General features: G+C 72.9%; 13 protein-coding genes. 8 read left to right on the plus strand and 5 right to left on the minus strand.

Annotated features, from left to right (window positions below; genetic code table 11):
* From FRCN3DRAFT_RS54130 to FRCN3DRAFT_RS0217370, 4 genes are all read left to right on the plus strand, one after another.
* Positions 1–1,158: peptidylprolyl isomerase (locus FRCN3DRAFT_RS54130; protein ID WP_051466288.1), on the plus strand; the 1,158-nt coding region annotated here is incomplete at its 5' end.
* Positions 1,159–1,400: 242 nt separating this feature from the next.
* Positions 1,401–2,957 carry an ABC transporter permease gene (locus FRCN3DRAFT_RS0217360; RefSeq protein WP_007515380.1) on the plus strand — a complete coding sequence of 519 codons (1,557 nt, stop codon included), beginning with the start codon at positions 1,401–1,403 and terminating at the stop codon, positions 2,955–2,957.
* Between the two features lie 99 nt (positions 2,958–3,056).
* Positions 3,057–3,896, plus strand: coding sequence for an ABC transporter ATP-binding protein (locus FRCN3DRAFT_RS44935; protein WP_007515379.1), 840 nt, complete (start codon positions 3,057–3,059; stop codon positions 3,894–3,896).
* Positions 3,897–4,256: 360 nt separating this feature from the next.
* Complete coding sequence (locus FRCN3DRAFT_RS0217370; RefSeq protein WP_007515378.1) at positions 4,257–4,943, plus strand: iron reductase; 687 nt, start codon at positions 4,257–4,259, stop codon at positions 4,941–4,943.
* Between the two features lie 78 nt (positions 4,944–5,021).
* Here the strand turns inward: FRCN3DRAFT_RS0217370 and FRCN3DRAFT_RS56250 are convergent, their stop codons facing one another.
* A complete protein-coding gene (locus FRCN3DRAFT_RS56250) occupies positions 5,022–5,612 on the minus strand; it encodes a hypothetical protein (protein ID WP_157845227.1) in 591 nt (196 codons plus the stop codon).
* Between FRCN3DRAFT_RS56250 and FRCN3DRAFT_RS54140 the strand changes: the two genes are divergently transcribed.
* Positions 5,611–6,024 carry a ferredoxin gene (locus FRCN3DRAFT_RS54140; protein ID WP_157845228.1) on the plus strand — a complete coding sequence of 138 codons (414 nt, stop codon included), beginning with the start codon at positions 5,611–5,613 and terminating at the stop codon, positions 6,022–6,024. The genes FRCN3DRAFT_RS56250 and FRCN3DRAFT_RS54140 overlap by 2 nt on opposite strands.
* Positions 6,021–7,376 (plus strand): NAD(P)/FAD-dependent oxidoreductase, encoded by a 1,356-nt coding sequence (locus tag FRCN3DRAFT_RS0217385; RefSeq protein ID WP_007515375.1) that lies wholly within the window; start codon positions 6,021–6,023, stop codon positions 7,374–7,376. Before FRCN3DRAFT_RS54140 ends, FRCN3DRAFT_RS0217385 begins: the two co-directional genes overlap by 4 nt.
* A 45-nt stretch (positions 7,377–7,421) precedes the next feature.
* On the opposite strand, the gene glsA is transcribed toward FRCN3DRAFT_RS0217385, so the two are convergent.
* The 4 genes from glsA to FRCN3DRAFT_RS0217405 form a co-directional block, all read right to left on the minus strand.
* A complete protein-coding gene (gene glsA / locus FRCN3DRAFT_RS0217390) occupies positions 7,422–9,302 on the minus strand; it encodes a glutaminase A (protein WP_007515374.1) in 1,881 nt (626 codons plus the stop codon).
* Positions 9,303–9,539: 237 nt separating this feature from the next.
* Positions 9,540–13,232: a DEAD/DEAH box helicase gene (locus tag FRCN3DRAFT_RS0217395; protein ID WP_007515373.1), complete on the minus strand. Its 3,693-nt coding sequence runs from the start codon at positions 13,230–13,232 to the stop codon at positions 9,540–9,542.
* 106 nt (positions 13,233–13,338) lie between these two features.
* Entirely contained in the window at positions 13,339–14,583 is a 1,245-nt protein-coding gene (locus FRCN3DRAFT_RS0217400) for a CoA transferase (RefSeq protein WP_007515372.1), read from the minus strand.
* A complete protein-coding gene (locus FRCN3DRAFT_RS0217405; RefSeq protein WP_035924870.1) occupies positions 14,584–15,492 on the minus strand; it encodes a helix-turn-helix domain-containing protein in 909 nt (302 codons plus the stop codon).
* A 123-nt stretch (positions 15,493–15,615) separates the two neighbouring features.
* Here FRCN3DRAFT_RS0217405 and FRCN3DRAFT_RS0217410 point away from each other — a divergent pair, with 123 nt between their 5' ends.
* Together FRCN3DRAFT_RS0217410 and FRCN3DRAFT_RS0217415 are read left to right on the plus strand one after the other, a co-directional pair.
* Positions 15,616–16,326, plus strand: coding sequence for an SDR family NAD(P)-dependent oxidoreductase (locus tag FRCN3DRAFT_RS0217410; protein ID WP_007515369.1), 711 nt, complete (start codon positions 15,616–15,618; stop codon positions 16,324–16,326).
* Between the two features lie 267 nt (positions 16,327–16,593).
* Entirely contained in the window at positions 16,594–17,550 is a 957-nt protein-coding gene (locus FRCN3DRAFT_RS0217415) for a hypothetical protein (RefSeq protein ID WP_007515368.1), read from the plus strand.
* The last annotated feature ends 19 nt before the right edge of the window (positions 17,551–17,569 follow it).

Consider the following 17,569-nt stretch of genomic DNA (forward strand, 5'->3'; position numbering starts at 1 on the left):
CCGGTTGGTCCGCTGCCGGTCCTCGGCCGGCCCGCGGCTCCACTGCCGTCGGCGGGGCCGATGCCGACCGGTGCTCCGCCGCCGACGGGCGTTCCGCCGCAGTCGGCGCCACCCGGACACCCGGGGATGTCGCTGCCGCCGGGGATGCCAGCCGGCGCGCGGGGGCCGCTGGGACCGCCACCGCAGTCGTCCGGCCCGCCGTCATCCCCGCTGGCGCTCGGCCAGGGCGGCCATGGGCCGACCGGTGCTCCTCCCGGGCCGGCCCGCCCGTCGACAGGCGGGCGCGGGCCGGGAGGGCCGCCGGCCCCGGACGACGGCTGGCGACGTCCCCGCCACGGCCCGGTCGGCGCGGGCTTCGTCGCGGTCGTGGCCATCGCGGTGGTGCTGGTGCTGGTCGCCGTCTCCCTGGTGGTGGTCCGGCTCGTCACCCACGGCGACGACGAAGGGGCGCCCGCCTCCACACACACGCAGCCGGCGGCGACGACGCCAGTGGGCACGCATCCGGTCTCTCCGGGCGGCAGCACGACGCCGCAGACCGGGCCCAAGAGCACGGGCGGCACCGGCGCCGTGGTGAGCGTGGCGGGGCAGTGCCGGTACCTCGCCGCCGAGGCCCGCGGCCCCGTCGCGCCGGCCCCGCCGTCGCTGGAGCGCGTGCCGTCCGGCACCGCGATGATGGTCATCCAGACCAGCGGCGGCGTGATCACCGCGGAGCTGGACGCGGCACTGGCCCCGTGCGCGGTCTACGCGCTGCGCCACCTCGCCGGCGTCGGCTACTACGACGACAGCCTCTGCCCTCGCCAGACGGACGGGCCGAACGAGGCCTACTACATCCTCCAGTGCGGCGACCCGACGGGAACCGGGTCGGGCGCGCCGGGCTTCGCCTACGAGGCCGAGCACCCGCCCAGCGACTTCCGCCGGGGCGTGATCGCGGTCGTCCGAGGCTCCTCCGGGCGCAACGGTGGCCAGTTCGTCATCAGCTACGCCGACCCGACCAACGAAGGCCGGGAGGAGATGGCGGACCGCTACACCGTCGTCGGCCACGTCATCGACGGGCTCGACGTCCTCGACGGACTCGTCGCCCCCGGCGTGGAGGGCAGCGGCGGCGACGGGGCGCCGGCCAGCGATGCCCGCATCCGGTGGATCACCGTCGAGTCGTAGCTCGGCGTAGCCGCTATGGCGGCGCAGCGACACGGCTGGGAGCCCCGACGTCCGGCAGCGCGCCGGGGACACAACCGACCGGCAACGCTGACTCCCCTTAAGGGGGGATGAGCCGTGCTTAAGCCGTCACACAGCCGGCCTTCCTAGTGTCCCGCTCGGCTCACGCGCCCGACCCGTTCCGCGATCCCCGCGGGTCCGGCCATGACCCGACCCGGACCCTTACCTGGACCGCAGGGAGACCCATGCTGTTGACGTACGTCCGCCGCGAGCTCAGGGGGCGGCTCCGGCAGACCGCGATCGTGGCGGTCGGCCTCGCCCTCGCCGTCGCCCTCATCCTCGCCGTCACCGCCGCCTCCTCGGGGGTGCGCAGCGCGCAGTCGAGCGTGCTCGGCTCGATCTACGGCGTCGGCACCGACATCACGGTCACCCAGTCCGCGCAGCCAGGGCAGGGCGGCGGCGAGCAGTTCACGTTCGGGGGGCAGGCCCCTGGCAGCACCTCCTCCGACGCGAACACCAACGTCTCCTCGGACAACCTGCGCCTCGCCCCCGGCTCGGCCGCGATCAAGGACGCCTCGGTCAACGCCGTGCGCTCCACGCGGGGCGTGGCCGACGTGACCGCGACGCTGATGCTGCGCCAGACCAACTTCAGCGGCCAGGTCTCGGGGCAGAACCTCGACGACCTGCGCCAGCAGTTCCGGGCCCAGCGCGGCGGCGGCGTCAGCGGCCCGCAGGGCTTCACCGGGTTCGGCGGCGGCAACTTCAACGTCAACAGCCTGACCGTCGAGGGCGTCCAGCCCGGAGCCAGTGCCCTCGGGCCGCTTTCCGGCGCCGAGGTCGTCGGCGGGCGCGCCTTCACCGCCGCGGACGCGAAGGCCGACGTCGCGCTGCTGTCCAAGAGCTACGCGGACACGAACAAGCTCGCCGTGGGTGGCACCGTGACCGTCAAGGGCACCGCGATGAAGATCGTCGGCCTGCTCGACGCGGGCACGTCCGGCACGTCGCTGTCCAACGTCTACCTGCCCCTCGGCGTCGCCCAGAGCCTCGCGGACCTGTCCGGCCAGGTGACCAACCTCTACGTTCAGGCGAGCTCCTCCGACTCCGTCGACAGCGCCGCCGCCGCGATCAAGAAGGTGCTGCCGGACGCCACCGTCCAGACCCAGTCCGACCTGGCCAACGGCATCTCCGGCTCGCTGTCGAGCGCGTCGTCGCTGGTGAGCAAACTCGGCAAGTGGCTGTCGATCGCCGTTCTCGCGGCCGCGTTCGTGCTCGCCATCCTGTTCACCATCTCCGGGGTCACCCGGCGCACCCGGGACTTCGGCACCCTGAAGGCGATCGGCTGGAGCAACGGCCGGATCGTCCGCCAGGTCGGCGTCGAGTCCCTCGTGCAGGGCGCGATCGGCGGCCTCGCCGGCCTCGGCGCCGGCCTGATCGGGATCTGGGCGATCAACTCGTCCCACATCAAACTCGCCGGCACGACCAGCTCGGGCGCGTCCGCCGCCCGGGGAGCGGCCTTCCAGGGCGGCGCGCCCGGCGGCGGGGCGGAGGGCGGCCCGTTCGGCGCCTTCGGCGGCTACGGCGGCGGTGGTGGCGCGGCGGCCGGGGGCAACGCGGGTGGCGGCGGCGGTGCCCAGCGGACCGCGAGCAGCACCGTCGACGTCCTGCTGCACGCGCCGGTGCACTGGTCGGTCATCGGGCTCGGCATCGGCCTGGCGCTCGTTGGCGGCCTGCTCGCCGGAGTGTTCGGCGGCTGGCGGGCCGCCCGCCTGCGTCCAGCGGCCGCGTTGCGCAGCCTCGACTGACGGCGGCCTGACCTGACGACCGCCCCGACCGGCGACGACCTCGACCAGCCCGGCCTCGACCACTTCACTCGGCGCGACGGAAGAGACGACCAGACGACCATGTACACGCTCACCGGCGTCACGAAGACGTACTCGAACGGCAAGAAGGCGGTCAACGCGCTGCAGGGCGTCGACCTGACCATCCCCGACGGGCAGATGGTCGCGATCCAGGGCCCGACGGGCGGCGGCAAGTCGACGCTGCTGCAGATGCTCGGCGCGCTGGACCGGCCGTCCTCCGGCTCTGTCCTGCTCGGCGACGAGGACCTGGCGAAGGCGTCCGACTCGCGGCTGACGAAGCTGCGGGCCGGCAACGTGGGCATCGTGTTCCAGAGCTTCAACCTCATCGCGACGCTGACGGCGCTGGAGAACGTCGAGTCCGCGCTGGTACCGCTGGGGGTGCCCAGGGCCGAGCGCCGCGACCGCGCCACCGCGGCGCTCACCTCGGTGGGACTCGGGGACCGGACCAGTCACCGGCCCGCCGAGCTGTCCGGCGGCCAGCAGCAGCGGGTGGCGATCGCCCGTGCCCTGGTGAAGGACCCGAAGGTGCTGCTCGCCGACGAGCCGACCGGGAACCTCGACGAGGAGACCCGCGACGAGATCATCGCACTGCTTGAGGGTCTGTGGCGGGACCAGGGCCTCACCCTGGTGATCGTCACCCACGACTCCCAGGTCGCGGCCCGGGCGCAGCGGCGGCTGCACATCGCCAAGGGCAAGCTGCGTGACACCACGCCGACGCCGAAGACCGCGCCCCCGGACGAGCCGCGGACGGACGAGCCGCGGACGGACGAGCCGCGGACGGACGAGCCACCTACACCCACCTGGGCGAAACCCGCCGTGCCATCCGTGTCCGCCGTACCGCCCGCGCCCGTCACACCATCCGCGCCCGCCACCGAGGCCTGAGCACCTCTCGCGCCGAACACCGCGAACGCGGCCCGGATACCGACTCCGGGCCGCGACTGGCCAGGCCTGGGCACTCACCCCGTCGTTCTCGCCGCCGCGAGATCAGCGGCCTGAACGTCTCCACGTACCGTGACGGCGAAACGGTTCTCCGCTACCGGACCGGCGCCTGACCTGGATTCCCGCGGCTCGGCCGCCGGCGCCTATCGGTGCATTCTGCAACGAACTCGGCGGCGAAGCCGGCGGGTGGTGCGTGCCGGGGAGTCGGATACGGGTGGTGTTGAACCGCTCTGCTACACTTCGCGACAAGGCGACGGAGAAGAAGAGGTACTGCCGGGGGGGAGAAAGAACCCGGAGGCCACCTTGCCGCGTGCGACGTTGATGCTCGATGTGGCAGTGCCACATAGCGTGCGAACTATAACGGTTCATCCAGCCGCGAGCCCGGCGGTCCGGCCAGGCGTCACCACCGATGCGACCCTGGGCCACATCGCTGGCATATTCGGTTACACCGCGTTTTTCTTCATGGCGGCCACCGTCATCTGGGGCCTGTTTCTCATCACCCGGCTGCCGGAGCGGCACATCCGCAGGCAGACGCTGTATGGCGGCCACATGATGTTGGCGTTGCTGGCGCTCGCCGCGTCCGTCGTGCACGCCCAGGTGCACTACTTCCGGCACGACGCGTACTACACCGAGAGCAAGATCTGGCTGGTCTGGGGCGGAGCCAAGGCGGACGTCCTGCCTGGCATCCTCGGCCTGGAGATCCTCCTGCTGGTCGCTTTGTCGATCTGGTTCCAGCGTCGCGTCGGCTATCGGCGCTGGCACCGGTTCCACTGGTTCGCGTACCCAGGATTCGTGCTGATCACGGTGCACAGCGCCTGGGCGTCGCGGGAGCAGCACTTCAGCATTATCTGGGCGGCAATGGCGGCCGCGATGTTCGTTCCCCTGGCGCTGTTCGTGCTGCGCGCGTTGTCGCCAGCCGGGCGTCGGGACGAGCCCGACCCCTGGTTCGACGTCGTGGAGGCATTCGAAGATGGCATCTATCGTCGGTGACGACAGCCAGCCGTACGATTTTCGGCAGCCTGCCTGGGATTCGCCGTCGATGCCGCCCCAGTACTCCGCCGAGGACGCTCACCGGCCTCGGCCGCGCACACCGCCCGACCCGGGCTTCACGGTGACCGGCCCGGCCTGGTCGACGCCCTCGGTGCCTCCGCCGGGGGAGTGGCCGGCCGCGTCCTCGCCTGCGCCGGTACCACCGCTGCCGCGGCAGGCCTTGCCGCCGGGGTCCAGGCGGCCGGAGCCGTCGGAGTCGTCCGGACCGTCCGGGCCGCACTGGGCCTGGCCGCCGACACCGCCGTCGGTGCCGCCGCCGGGGGAGGGGTACGTTCCCTCGGCGCCGCCGGAGGACTGGCGCATGGTGCCCTCCCCGCCGCCGCCACCCTTCGACGGGTCGCATCCATCCTGGCCGCGCGACGCGATCGCCGCGGTGCCGCCCACCGGTCCGGTTCCCATCGCCGGCTCCGGCCCGAGGCCTGCCTCGGCCACCGGTCCGCAGTCTGCCTTCGTGGGCCAGGACCCGCGCGTCGACCCGGCGCAGCTGGCCGGTCCGATGCCGACCGGTCCGATGCCCACCAGTCCCATGGCCACCGGCCCGATGCCGACCGTCGGCCCGGCGCCGAGCCTTGGCCCGGCCAGGGCGGAGACCGGGTCCGGTGTCGTCATGCCGAGCGCCTCGCTCCCGGTGCCCGCGGAGCGCACCGGCCCGCTCGTGGCCAGGTCGGGGACCGGCCCGCGGCCCGCGATGGGCACCGGTCCGCTGGACGTGGCGCCGCTGGCCCCGCTCGGTGGCTCGGGCCTGAACCGGCAGAGCGGCCGGGCCGCGTTTCAGCCCAGCGTGCGGCGCCGGCCCGGCGGCCCGCGGCGCCGGTCTGAGCCGGCGGTGGTGAGCGTCGACAACAACCGCTGCCACCTCTACGCCATCTGCCAACAGGAGGCGCCGGCCAGCTTCCTGCTGGCCGAGGACCACCGGCTTTACTACGACGCGTCGCCGCCGTCGCACCAGATGGCGAGCGTCCGGCAGGCGGCCCGCCTGTGCCCCATGCAGGCGATCACCCTCGACGGCGACGCGCGATGACCCGGCCTCGTCCCAGGCCGGACATCGCGCACGCGCTGGCCCGCGTCGGCTGGGCCAGGATCGAGCACCAACCGCGGCCCCACGTCGTCGTCATCGCGGGCGCGGGCATCGCCGGTCTGCGCGCCGCGGAACGCCTGCGCGAGCGCGGTTTCGACGGGCAGATCGTGTTCATCGGCGAGGAGCCGCACAAGCCCTACAACCGAACCCCGCTCTCCAAGCAGCTGCTGGCCAGGACAGGCCGTCTCGGTGACCTGAAGCTGCCCGTCTTCCGAGACCTGGACGCGGTCTGGCGGCTCGGCACCAGGGCGCTCGGCCTGGACGTCGCCAGCAACCGGCTGCTGCTGGCCCGCGGCGAGGAGGTCGAGTACGACGGCCTGGTGATCGCCACCGGGGTCGAGGCCCGGCACCTCCCGGGCGCGCCGGTCTGGTCCGACCACGTCTGGACGCTGCGCGACATGGCCGACGCTCGGGGCCTGAGCCGGCGGCTGGCCGACGGTGCCCGGCACATCGCCGTGATCGGCACCGGCTTCATCGGCTGTGAGATCGCCTCCAGCCTCCGCGGCCGCGGCCTGGACGTCACCGTCATCGGCAGAGGCAGCGCGCTGATGTCGTCGGCCATCGGCAAGCAGGTCGGCGGCCTGATGACGCGCCTGCACCGGACCAACCAGGTCACCCTGATGCTCGGGCGCAACCCGGTGCGGTGGGCGACCGCGGACTCGCTGACGGAGCGGCCGCGGTCCGGTGCTGGCGTCAGCATCTGGCTGGACGATGGCGGCCGCGTCGACGCGGACGTCGCCGTGGTCGCGGTCGGCGCGCTGCCGGCGACGCGCTGGCTGCAGGGATCCGGGCTGGACATCACCGACGGTGTGCTCACCGGGCCGACCACCCACGCGGTCCTCATGGACGGCACGACCCCGGCGCTCACGCCGTCGGTCGTGGCCGCCGGTGACGTCGCCCGCTGGCCCAACCTGCTGTTCGACTGGACGCCCCGGCGGGTCGAGCACTGGATCACGGCGTCCGAGCACGGCCAGGCGGCCGCCGACGCGCTGCTGCTCGGCCCCGACCAGGCGGCCGCGTTCACCCCGACGCCGCGGTTCTGGACCGAGCAGTTCGGCGTCCGCCTGCAGGGCGTCGGGCGCCCCGGCCTGGCCGACGCCTGCTGCCTGGCGGAAGGTTCGACCAAGGCCCTGGAGTTCGTCGCCGTCTACACCCGCCAGGGCGTGGTCGTCGGCGCGGTCAGCGCCAACGCCGGCGCGCGCCTGCTCGAGTACGCCGACCTCATCGGCTGGCCCCTGGACGCCTCGACCCCTGCCGGCATGCCCGTCGCCCGCATGCCGATGGCGACGGTCTGAGCCACCCGCTCGCGCCGTCGCCGACGGGGACGCCCGGTGTTCCCGTCAGGCCTCCAGGCTCTGGATCTCCTGGGTGGCCTGCCGGAGTCGGGCTGACAGCGAGCGGGCGATCGCGCGGAACAGGGCGTCGCACAGGGATGGGTCCTGCTGGCGCAGTTTTTCGAAGATCGAGACGGTCAGAACCTGGCACTCCGTCGGTTCGACGGCGACGATCCGCGAGGACCGGGCGCCGCCGTCGACCAGTGCCAGCTCGCCGAACGCGCTGCCCGCCGGCACGGTGCTGAGGCGAAAGCGACGCCGGCCGCCGGCGGTTCTCGTGTCGACGCTCACGAGGCCCCGCGTGACGAAGTAGAGGGCGTCGGCGGGGTCGCCCTCCTTGAACACGATGTCGCCCTTGGCGTAGAGGCGGGTCTGCGTCAGCGCGCGCAGCCGCGCCCCCTGTTCTCTGCTCACCTCGGCGAGCAGCTCCTGCACCCCGAGCGGCACTCGGACCGACGGCGACAGGGTTTGCATGTCCCGCGCGTTGAGCAACGCCTCCTCGGCCCACTCCAGCGCGGTCTCGGTGTCGCGGACCCGCTGGGTGTTCCAGCCGTCCCGCAGCAGGCGGTTGGTGCCCGCGAGCCCGTTCGGGTCCGCGAAGATCGTGGTGACGCGGCGGCCGGTGAGCTCGTCGACGAGCCCGATCAGCAGCGGCATGGCGGTCTCGTCGATGCGTCCCACCCGGCGCAGGTCGAGGACGACCCAGCGGACGCCGTCGAGGTTCGATCGGACGGTGCGCGCGAGCCGCTCCGCGCTGGCGAACTCCAGCTCGCCCTGAAGCTCGTGGATGATGATCTCGGCGCCGTGCTCGGCGAGCGCGAGGCGCTCCCGGAGTGAGCGCACGCGTTTCGAGCTGAAGGCATCGGACCGGTAGGTCGACCGCACGGGATGGGCCGGCAGGCCGGGTGCGCGCAACAGATGTAGGCCGAACCGTTCGGACAGCTCTTTACAGGCAAGTACGCCGCGAACGCTGTTGCCGGCGGCGTCGAGCGGCGGGCTGAAGCTGCCGATACCAAGCTGGCCCGGGAGGACGGCGCAGATGCCGCCGGCAACGCCGCTCTTGGCGGGTATTCCGACGCGTAGCATCCACATCCCGGCGTTGTCGTACATCCCGCAGGTCGTCATGACGGTCAGAACCCGGCTGACCAGTTCCTCGGCGAGAACGCGGCGGTGAGTGACCGGGTTCACCCCGCCGTGCGCGAGCGTCGCCGCCATCACCGACAGATCCTCGCAGGTGACGTTGACGGCGCACTGCCGGAAATAGGTGGAGCAGATTTCGTCGACGTCTCCGGTCAACGCACCGGCGTTGCGCATGAGGTAGGCGATGGCCCGGTTGCGGTCGCCGGTGAGCCGCTCGGAATGAAAGACCTTCTCGTCGACGTCGAGCTCGCGCCCGGCGAACGCCGACAACCAGGCGCGGATCCGCTCGAATCGTGCGGCCGCGCTCGCGCCGTCGACAAGACTGGAAGCCATGATCGCCCCGGCGTTGATCATGGGGTTGAGTGGGCGCCCGGTGCCCGGCTCGAGGGTGATCGCGTTGAAGGCGTCGCCGGAGGGCTCTACACCGACTCTGCGCGTCACCTCGTCCACGCCGCGGTCCGCCAGCGCGAGGGCGTAGACGAACGGCTTGGAGACCGACTGGATGGTGAAGGCCGTCGACGTGGCGCCGGACGTGTATCCGTGCCCGTCCATCGTCGTGAGCGCGAGCCCGAAGAGGCTGGGATCGGCGCCGGCCAGCTCAGGGATGTAGCTCGCGACCGCGCCATCCGTCGTCGCGCCGAAGCGGGCGTGGATGTCGTCGAGTATCCGATCGAGCGGCCCGTCGGGGGCGACGATCGGGATGGGCGCGGATCCAAGCAGCCGGGTCGACTCGACGTCGCCGCTCACCGGACGCCCCTGGCCGGGCGGCCGAGACGCTGGTCGCGCGCGTCGCGCCGATGCCACCCTGCGTCGGCGGTGGCCGCCGTCCGTCGGCCAGGTCCAGATGACGTCAGAACGCCTGGTGAACGCCCCTCGCGACTGCGCATCGGGAGAGCAGACCATGATGATGTTACCGGAGCGTAACCTTGTCTGGCGGGTCCGCTTTGTTCCTGTCGCCGTCGTCGCGGGGCCAGCACGGGCCGTTCAGGTGAAAAGGTGGCGAACGTCGTCCTCGGTGAGGCTGGTGCCGAACGCGTCGCCGTCGTCGATGACGCTGCTGAACAGGTGCGCCTTGCGGGCCGCCAACGCCATCACCTTGTCCTCGATGGTGTCGCGGGCGACCAGCCGGTAGACCATGACGTTGCGGGTCTGGCCGATGCGGTGCGTGCGGTCGACGGCCTGCGCCTCGGTGGCCGGGTTCCACCACGGGTCGAGCAGGAAGCAGTAGTCGGCCTCGGTGAGGTTCAGGCCGAAGCCACCGGCCTTGAGGCTGACGAGGAAGACGCTCGCCGACCCGGACTTGAACCGCTCCAGCACCGCTGCCCGGTCGCGGGTCTTGCCGTCGAGATAGCAGTGTTCGACACCGGCGGCGGCGAGCCGGTCACGGACCTTGCCGAGGAAGCCGGTGAACTGGCTGAACACGAGCGCGCGGTGCCCGCCCCCGACGACGTCGGTGAGCTGCTCGAACAGGGTCTCGATCTTGGCGGACGGCAGGTCGGCGTGGTCGTCGTCGACGAGGCCGGCGTGCAGGCTCAGCTGGCGCAGCAGGGTGAGCGAGCGCAGGATCGTGAACCGGTTGCGGCCCAGGTCGCCGACCAGGCCGAGGACCTTCTGCCGCTCCCGTTGCAGGTGGGTCTGGTAGAGCCGCCGGTGGCGGGGATGCAGGTCGACCTCGAGCACCTGCTCCTGCTTGGGCGGGAGCTCGGGGGCGGCCTGTTCCTTCGTGCGGCGCAGCATGAGCGGCCGGATCCGTCCACGCAGCCGGGCGAGCAGCTCCGGGTCGTGCCGGCGCTCGATCGGCTGGGCGTAGTAGTCGCGAAACCGGGCCGGGTTCGGGAACAGGCCGGGAGCGGCGATCGACAGCAACGACCACAACTCCATGAGGTTGTTCTCCATCGGAGTGCCGGTGATCGCGAGCTTGAAGGGCGCGGGCAGCAGCCGGGCGCACTGGTAGGCCTTGGACTGGTGGTTCTTCACCATCTGCGCCTCGTCGAGCACCAGGGCGGACCAGTCGAGCGCCGCGTAGTCGTCGATCTCGAGGCGGAACAGGGTGTACGACGTGACGACCAGGTCCGCGCCGGCGGCGACGTCGCGCAGCGCGCCGCCGCGGCGCTTCGCCGTGTCGACGATGGTGACGGCCCGCAGGCTCGGCGCGAACCGGCTGGCCTCCGCCGCCCAGTTGGCGACGACGCTCGTCGGCGCGACGACGAGGAACGGCGCGAACGCCCCGGCCGCCCCGGGGGCGGTCTCGCGGGCGTGACAGATGAGGGCGAGGGTCTGCAGGGTCTTGCCGAGGCCCATGTCGTCGGCCAGGATCCCGCCCAGCCGGTTCTCCCAGAGGAACGCCAGCCACCGGAAGCCGTCGAGCTGGTAGGGGCGCAGCGTCGCCGCGAGCGCCGCGGGAGCAGCCAGGTCCGCGCGCGGTGCCGTGGCCGAGAGCAGCCCGCCGACCTGCTCGCGCCAGGCGGCCGCCTGCCGCTCGACGACGCCGAGCGTGGCCAGCTCCTCCCACAGACCCGCCTGGAAACGGCTGATCCGCGGGCTGTCGCCCGACCGGTCCCCGAGCGCCCTGGCCTCCTCGATGAGCCGGCGCAGGGCAGCGAGCTCCGGCTTCCGCAGGCTGAAGTAGGCGCCGCCGGGCAGCAGCAGGTACTCGTCACCCCGGTCCAGCGCGACGAACAGGTCCCGGAAGCCGATCTGGCGGCCTTCGACGGTGACGGTGATGCCCAGGTCGAACCAGTCGTTGTCACCCTCGACGTCGTCGACGGACAGCGCGATGCGCAGGCTGTCGCCGACCTCGCGGTAGTCGGCCGGCTCGCCGTCGACCTCGACCCGCAGCCCCGGCCGCCCCGCCAGCAGCGGGAGCAGCTCCGTCGTCACCCGCATCGTCTCGGCCCCGCGAAGCCGCGCGGCCGCTGGCGCCGGCAGCGGTGGCTGGCCGGGCCCGCCGGGCCCGCCGCCGGCTATGCCGGCCACGGGGGACGCGGCCAGGAACCGTTCCGCCTCGGCGGTCTCCCTGGCCGCGGCCAGCAGCTCGGCGGCGGCGGGCGGCAGGTCGAGCGCGGCGAGCACCCGCTGCTCGGCCCGGACGTCCCGTGGCCCGGCGAGCGCCCCCGCGGCCAGGTCGCCCCCCGGCGTCCGGCCGCCGGGCGGGCCACCCGGCAGCAGCGGAGCGCGGACCTGCTCGCCGTCGAGGTCGTACGCCCATTCCCAGGACAGGTCGAGGTCGTGGTCCTCGCTGTAGGCCGCCCGCAGCACCAACGTGGGCGGGGACACCTCGGGGACGTCGAAGGAGCCGTCGCTGGACACGACGGGCGCCAGCCGGCGCAGCCGCGGGTAGAACTCGGCGCGGAACCGTCCCTGCCCGGCCGCCGGGACGGCGAGCCGCCGGCCCGTGAGCGTCATCTGCCGTAGCGGCGCGGGGACGGGCTCGGCGAGGCGGGCGAGGCGGATGTGCCAGTCGCGGCGGTCGGCGGACGCGCCGGTCTCCGCCCGGTCGACACAGACGACCCCGTGCCCGTTCTCGCCGATGAAGGAGAACGGCGCCAGCTCGGGGGCGAGCTGGCCGTCGAGGCGCAGCACCGGCGCGATCGTCAGCGCCCCCGGCTCACCGCCACCGCCACCTCGACCTCCATCGCGGCCACCGTCGCCGTCGTTCTCGCCGACGGGCTCGTGGGTGACGTCGAGGACCAGCTCGCCGTGCCGGTAGGGCGCGACGTCGCCCAGCTTCCTGCGGCCATGGACGAGCCGCAGCCCGACCTTCTCGGCCTCGTCGAGCAGCGCCCACAGCGCCCGGCTGTCGAACGTCGACAGGTCCAGCCGTCTGCCATCGACGTGGTGGTGGCTGTAGCGGTACGACGACTGCCGCGCTCTGGACAGCGCGAACAGCTCCCGCAGCACCTGGAGGTGGGCCGGGAGGTACTCGGTGACATGGTGCCAGGCGGTCAGCTGGTCCCAGCTGACCGCGTTCACCCACCCGGTCCTGCCCTGCTTGACGAGCCGTGCGGTCACCCGAGGTTCCGCGCCGGCGTCCGCGACGAGGCTCAGCTCGACGGCGAGCGGCGTGGCTCCGCCAAGCGTCGGGGTCGACCCGCCGGGGTGCCATGCGAGGGGATCGTCGTCGGCCTCCAGCTCGAGGAGCTCGCCGAGCGACTGCTCCCAGGCCGGCTGCGCCGGAGCCCGCCGGGCGGACGTCCCTTTCCTGGCGGTGCCCGGCCGCGCGGCGTTCAGGCCTACGGAGACCGCACCCGCCCGCCGCGCGGTCGCGGCCAGCGCCTCCAGCGCCTGCGTGGCCGCCCGCGCCATGGTGGATGCCGACGCGGCCGGTCCGCCATGGGCCCGGTTGTCGGCCTGGTCGTCGGCGGCGGCCAGAACCAGGGCGACGACGTGCTTGCAGTCGAAACCCACCGGACAGGAGCAGAGACCCGTGCCGAAGCGGCGCGACGCCCCGTTGCCGCTGAACCGGACGATCGTCGAGTAGGGCTTCGGCTCGGTGCCGTGTACCCGGCCGAGCAGCTCACCGGCGGCCTCGTCCCAGCGGATGTCGACGACGTTGCCGTGCAGCGCGTACGACGAGCCCCGGGCGTAGGTCGCGCTGGAGACGGCCTCGCGCAGACCGGCGATGGTGGGTCCGAGGGCCGGCCCGGCGGCGGGGGAGTGCCGTGACGGGGGAGCCATGGTCGGCAACCTAGCAGGGGCGTCCGTTTCCGCCGGCTAGGTGTTTTTGTTCCGCCGGCAATGGCCCACCGGGAGCCCACGCCCCCGTGGCCGGCTGCCCGTCGGCTCAGGAGAGGAAGGCGGCCGGGTCGGCGCCCCAGGGGTGAGCGGGATGGGGATAGTCGTCAAAGCCGGGGACTGCCGGGCGTGCCGTCGTGATCCGGCCATGCGTGACCGCGCCCCGCGCCCCGGGCGTGTCGGCCGGCGGAGGGCTCGGGTCGCGGCCAGGGGCGTCCAGCAGCCAGGTCGCGGTGCGCGCGAGGGCGGCGGAGACCTCGCGGCCCCGGCCGTCCGCGGCCCTCGCCACCAGCGCGTCGATGATCGCCGCCGCGAGGAGGTAGCCCGTGCCGTGGTCGATCGCCTGCGCGGGAAGCGCCCCTGGCGTGGTGCCGTCCTTGCTCTCGGCCATCGAGATGCCCGACGCCGCCTGGACGATGGAGTCGAACCCGCGCCGGCCCGCCCACGGCCCGGTGTCGCCCCAGGCGTTGATCCGGGCGCGGATCAGCCCCGGGGGTGTCCGCAGGCCGAAGGCCTCGATGGCGCCAGGCCGGTAGCCGGTCACCAGCACGTCGGCGCGGTCGAGGAGTTCCTGGGCGCGGGGAAGGTCGGTGCGCAGGTCGAGGAGAGCCGACCGCTTGCCCTGGCCCGTGTCGAGGTGCTGCCAGCCGATCTCGGCGAGGACCGGTGGGTCGAGGCGCAGGACGTCCGCGCCGAGCAGGGCCAGCGTCCGGCCGCAGACCGGGCCGGCGAGCACCCGGGTCAGGTCGAGCACCCGCACCCCCGCCAGGGGAAGCGCGCCGCCGGGCAGGGCGAGGGCCGCGGTGTCGTCGCGTTCCGTCGTGTGCAGGAGCGGTCCCACGGCCGCGGCCGCCCCGGGGGCGCTGGCACGCCATTCGGCCTCGGTCCGGACGCGCACGGCGATCGCGCCGGCCTCGACCGCCAGGTCCTCGAGCTCGGCGGCGGATCGCGAGGCGATTGCCTTGGCGGCGGTCTCCCGGTCGGCTTCGACCAGACCGAGGATTCGCAGGAGCCGGTCGCGGTGGTGCGGATAGTTGGCGTGCGTCCGGACGAACCCGTCATCGGCCCGGAAGAAGCCGGAAAGCGGCGCGAAAGCACTGGCGCCCGCCTCGCCGTCCCGGAAAAGGCGCTCACTGCAAAACGCGGCGGCGACGCGCTCGGGATCGAGCGCGGCGGTGACGATCGGGCCCGTCACCCCGGCGCGGACGGCGGCCGCCCGAACCGCCTCCACCGAGAGGGTGGCCAGATCGAGAACAGGCAGAGCGGCGGACAGCCAGGCACCGGTCGTCCCCATCTACCTCCCGTCCTTTCGCTGGGTAAGCAGTGGCTGCGCATCCACGGTGAGCCGTTGGGTGCCGACGACGCGCAGGAGGGCGAGGGCCTCGGCCTCGGGGGTGCCGGGCGGCGCGGAGTAGACGACCACGGACTGGTCGACGTCGGGGACGTGCAGGGCGTCGCAGTCCAACGTCAGCGGGCCGAGCGACGGGTGGACGATGGTCTTGCGGTGGCTGCGCCAGCCGCCGGCCTGGCCGCCGGCCCAGAGACGACGGAACTCGGCCGAGCCGGCGCGCAGCCGCGCGAGCAGCTCCGTCAGGCCCTGATCCCTGGGGTAGCGGGCGGCGGCGGAGCGCAGCGCGGCGACGGCCTGGGTGGCGGTGGCATCCCGCTCGTCGTCCGTCTCCCCGACCCGGCTGCGGTGGGCGTCGAGGTCCGGGTCGGGCAGGAACCGCAGAAGGTTGAGGTTGCGCCGTTCCGGCGGGACGGCCGACCAGTCGCCGTGCAGCGCGCTGGACATGGCGTTCCAGGCCAGCACGTCACTCTTGGCGCTCAGGAGCACCGCCGGCAGGTCGACGAACCGGTCGATGAGGCGCAACACGCTCGGTCGGACATGCAGCTCGATCGTCCCCGGCGTGGGTGGTGCCCACCCGGCCAGGTGGAACAGCTGGTCGCGGCCCGCGGTGTCGAGGCGCAGCGCCCGCGCGAGCGCCTGCAGGACCTGCATGGATGGCCGCGGCCCGCGTCCCTGCTCCAGCCGGACGAGGTAGTCGACGCTGATCCCGGCGAGCAGGGCGAGCTCCTCGCGGCGCAACCCCGCGACCCGCCGGGCCGTGCGCGGACCGGCGGGCAGCCCGACGTCCTCGGGCCTGATCCGCTCCCTGGCGCGACGGATCGCCTCCGCGAGTCCCACCCGGTCGACAGCCATGCGTCCAGCATGCGCCCGCATGAGGTCGATGGTCCCACCCGCGGGCGGGACGAGGGTGGTACCGCGGGTCCCACGACCGCGTGGCCCTCCCGGGACCGCGCGCCGTCGCCGGATGCTGGGCCCATGACAACCGTGCTGATCACCGGGGCCAACAAGGGCCTCGGCCTGGAGGCCACCAGCCGCCTCGCCGCCCTCGGCTGGACCATCTGGCTCGGCTCCCGCGACGCCGACCTCGGCGAGAAGGCCGCGGCGTCGATCGCCGCCGAGCATCCTGGCGCCGACCTTCGGGTCGTGCCGCTCGACGTCACCAGCGACGACTCCGTGGCCGCAGCCCTCGCGGCCGTCCGTGCCGCGGGTACCGGGCTGGACGTGCTGGTCAACAACGCCGGTATCTCCGGCACCCGCAAGCAGCCGGCTGACACGGTGGCGGCCGACTTCCTCGCCGTCTTCGGCGTCAACCTGCTCGGCCCGGTCCGGATGACGCACGCGTTCCTGCCGCTGCTGCGCGAGTCGCCGGCACCCCGGCTGGTCATGGTGTCCAGCGGTATGGGCTCGTTCGGGGTCACGACGGACCCGAACCGGCTCGAGTCGACCCTGCACGGGCTCGTCTACCCGTCGTCCAAGGCCGCGCTGAACATGGTCGCGACGATGTACGCGAAGTCGCTGCCCGACGTCGACGTCCGCGTCGTCGACCCCGGCTACACCGCGACCGCGCTCAACGGTTTCAGCGGTCCCCAGACCGTCACCGAGGGCACCGACGCCATCGTCCAGGCCTGCACTGCGGCGACGGCTCCCGCGCTCTTCTTCGACCGGTCTGGTCCCGTCCCCTGGTAGCACCAGCCGGGCCACCGTCCGAGCATGGGCGGGCGCGCCGCGTCGGGCTGGAACCGTGCGAACAGCGTCGCGGCGCCAGATGGTCAGTCATCGGTGTTGGGTCGGCGCCGAAACGCGAGAAGAGCGCTCGACGAGCGCTCTTCTCGCGTTTTCGAGCGCTCGTCTTCGCTTTTGAGCGTAAGGGGACAATCATCTCGGGACTTTCTCCCTCTGTGCGGCTGTGAGAGTCTCATCCGGAGAATTTTCGTCGGAAGGTCGTTTGGATCGATGAAAACGGCGGCCTATTTGTCGTATCCGGCGGAGTTTCGTACGGTTGGCGGCATGCCGAGCGGGGAGCATGAAGCGCCGATCGAGATACTGACGATGGGCCCGGAGGTGGTGACAAGGCTGCTGCCGAGGCTTGGGCACCCGGCCCCCGAGTTTCGGGACGTCGTCGAGCCGAGTACGGCGATGCGGATGATGGCGCCCCGCACGTACCACGCCGACGGGGCGCAGCTGTTCCGCCGTGCGGGCGGCCGCGCGGAGCTGGGTGTCGTGCTGGAGGTGCAGCGTCGCTGGGACCCCGAGAAGCAGTGGACCTGGCTGCTTTACGTGGCACATATGACGGTCAGACTGCGGGTCAGAACCGTACTGCTCGTCTACTGTTCTGACCCCGCGGTGGCCGAGCGTTACCGGAAGTTGTTCGACCCCGAGGACCGCTTCGTGCCTCTGCGGCCGATTATCTTCTCGCCCCTCGACGTACCGCGGGTCGTCGACGTCGACGACGCCAAGGCGGACCCGGCATTCGCGGTATTCTCGGTGATCTGCCACGGCCGGGACGCCGACGTCGACGAGATCTTCCCCGCCCTGGTGGCCGCGCTGGGAACGGTCAACCTCGAGACGGCAATCTCGTATGATGACATTGTCTGCGCCGGGCTGCCCCCGGACGCCCGGGCACGTTGGGAGGCATTCATGGTCAAGACCGTGGGCCACAGGTTCTACAGCGACCACTACCGCGCACTCGACGCGAAGTTGCGGGCGGAAGGCCGTGCGGAAGGCCGTGCGGAGGGTCGTGTGGAGGAGCGGAGGCGCTCGGTGCTGACTGGGCTTGCCGAGCGCGGCATGCTCGTTCCTGACGCCGTCCGTGAGCAGATCCTCGCCTGCGAGGATCTGGAGGTGCTCGACCTCTGGCATCGGCGTGCGTTCACCGCGGCCACCGTTGAGGCCGTCGTGCAGCCTCAGTAGGCGGGTCGGCTATCAGCTG

Origin of the sequence: Pseudofrankia saprophytica, assembly GCF_000235425.2 — a bacterium.
Taxonomy (GTDB): Bacteria; Actinomycetota; Actinomycetes; order Frankiales; family Frankiaceae; genus Pseudofrankia; species Pseudofrankia saprophytica.

Bases quoted from the DNA above. Each gene is read 5' to 3' on its own strand.
- FRCN3DRAFT_RS0217360 (WP_007515380.1), top strand. From the start codon at position 1,401: ATGCTGTTGACGTACGTCCGCCGCGAGCTCAGGGGGCGGCTCCGGCAG.
- FRCN3DRAFT_RS44935 (WP_007515379.1), top strand. From the start codon at position 3,057: ATGTACACGCTCACCGGCGTCACGAAGACGTACTCGAACGGCAAGAAG.
- FRCN3DRAFT_RS54140 (WP_157845228.1), top strand. From the start codon at position 5,611: ATGCCGAGCGCCTCGCTCCCGGTGCCCGCGGAGCGCACCGGCCCGCTC.
- FRCN3DRAFT_RS56250 (WP_157845227.1), bottom strand. From the start codon at position 5,612: ATGACGACACCGGACCCGGTCTCCGCCCTGGCCGGGCCAAGGCTCGGC.
- FRCN3DRAFT_RS0217385 (WP_007515375.1), top strand. From the start codon at position 6,021: ATGACCCGGCCTCGTCCCAGGCCGGACATCGCGCACGCGCTGGCCCGC.
- FRCN3DRAFT_RS0217395 (WP_007515373.1), bottom strand. From the start codon at position 13,232: ATGGCTCCCCCGTCACGGCACTCCCCCGCCGCCGGGCCGGCCCTCGGA.
- FRCN3DRAFT_RS0217400 (WP_007515372.1), bottom strand. From the start codon at position 14,583: ATGGGGACGACCGGTGCCTGGCTGTCCGCCGCTCTGCCTGTTCTCGAT.
- FRCN3DRAFT_RS0217405 (WP_035924870.1), bottom strand. From the start codon at position 15,492: ATGGCTGTCGACCGGGTGGGACTCGCGGAGGCGATCCGTCGCGCCAGG.
- FRCN3DRAFT_RS0217410 (WP_007515369.1), top strand. From the start codon at position 15,616: ATGACAACCGTGCTGATCACCGGGGCCAACAAGGGCCTCGGCCTGGAG.
- FRCN3DRAFT_RS0217415 (WP_007515368.1), top strand. From the start codon at position 16,594: ATGAAAACGGCGGCCTATTTGTCGTATCCGGCGGAGTTTCGTACGGTT.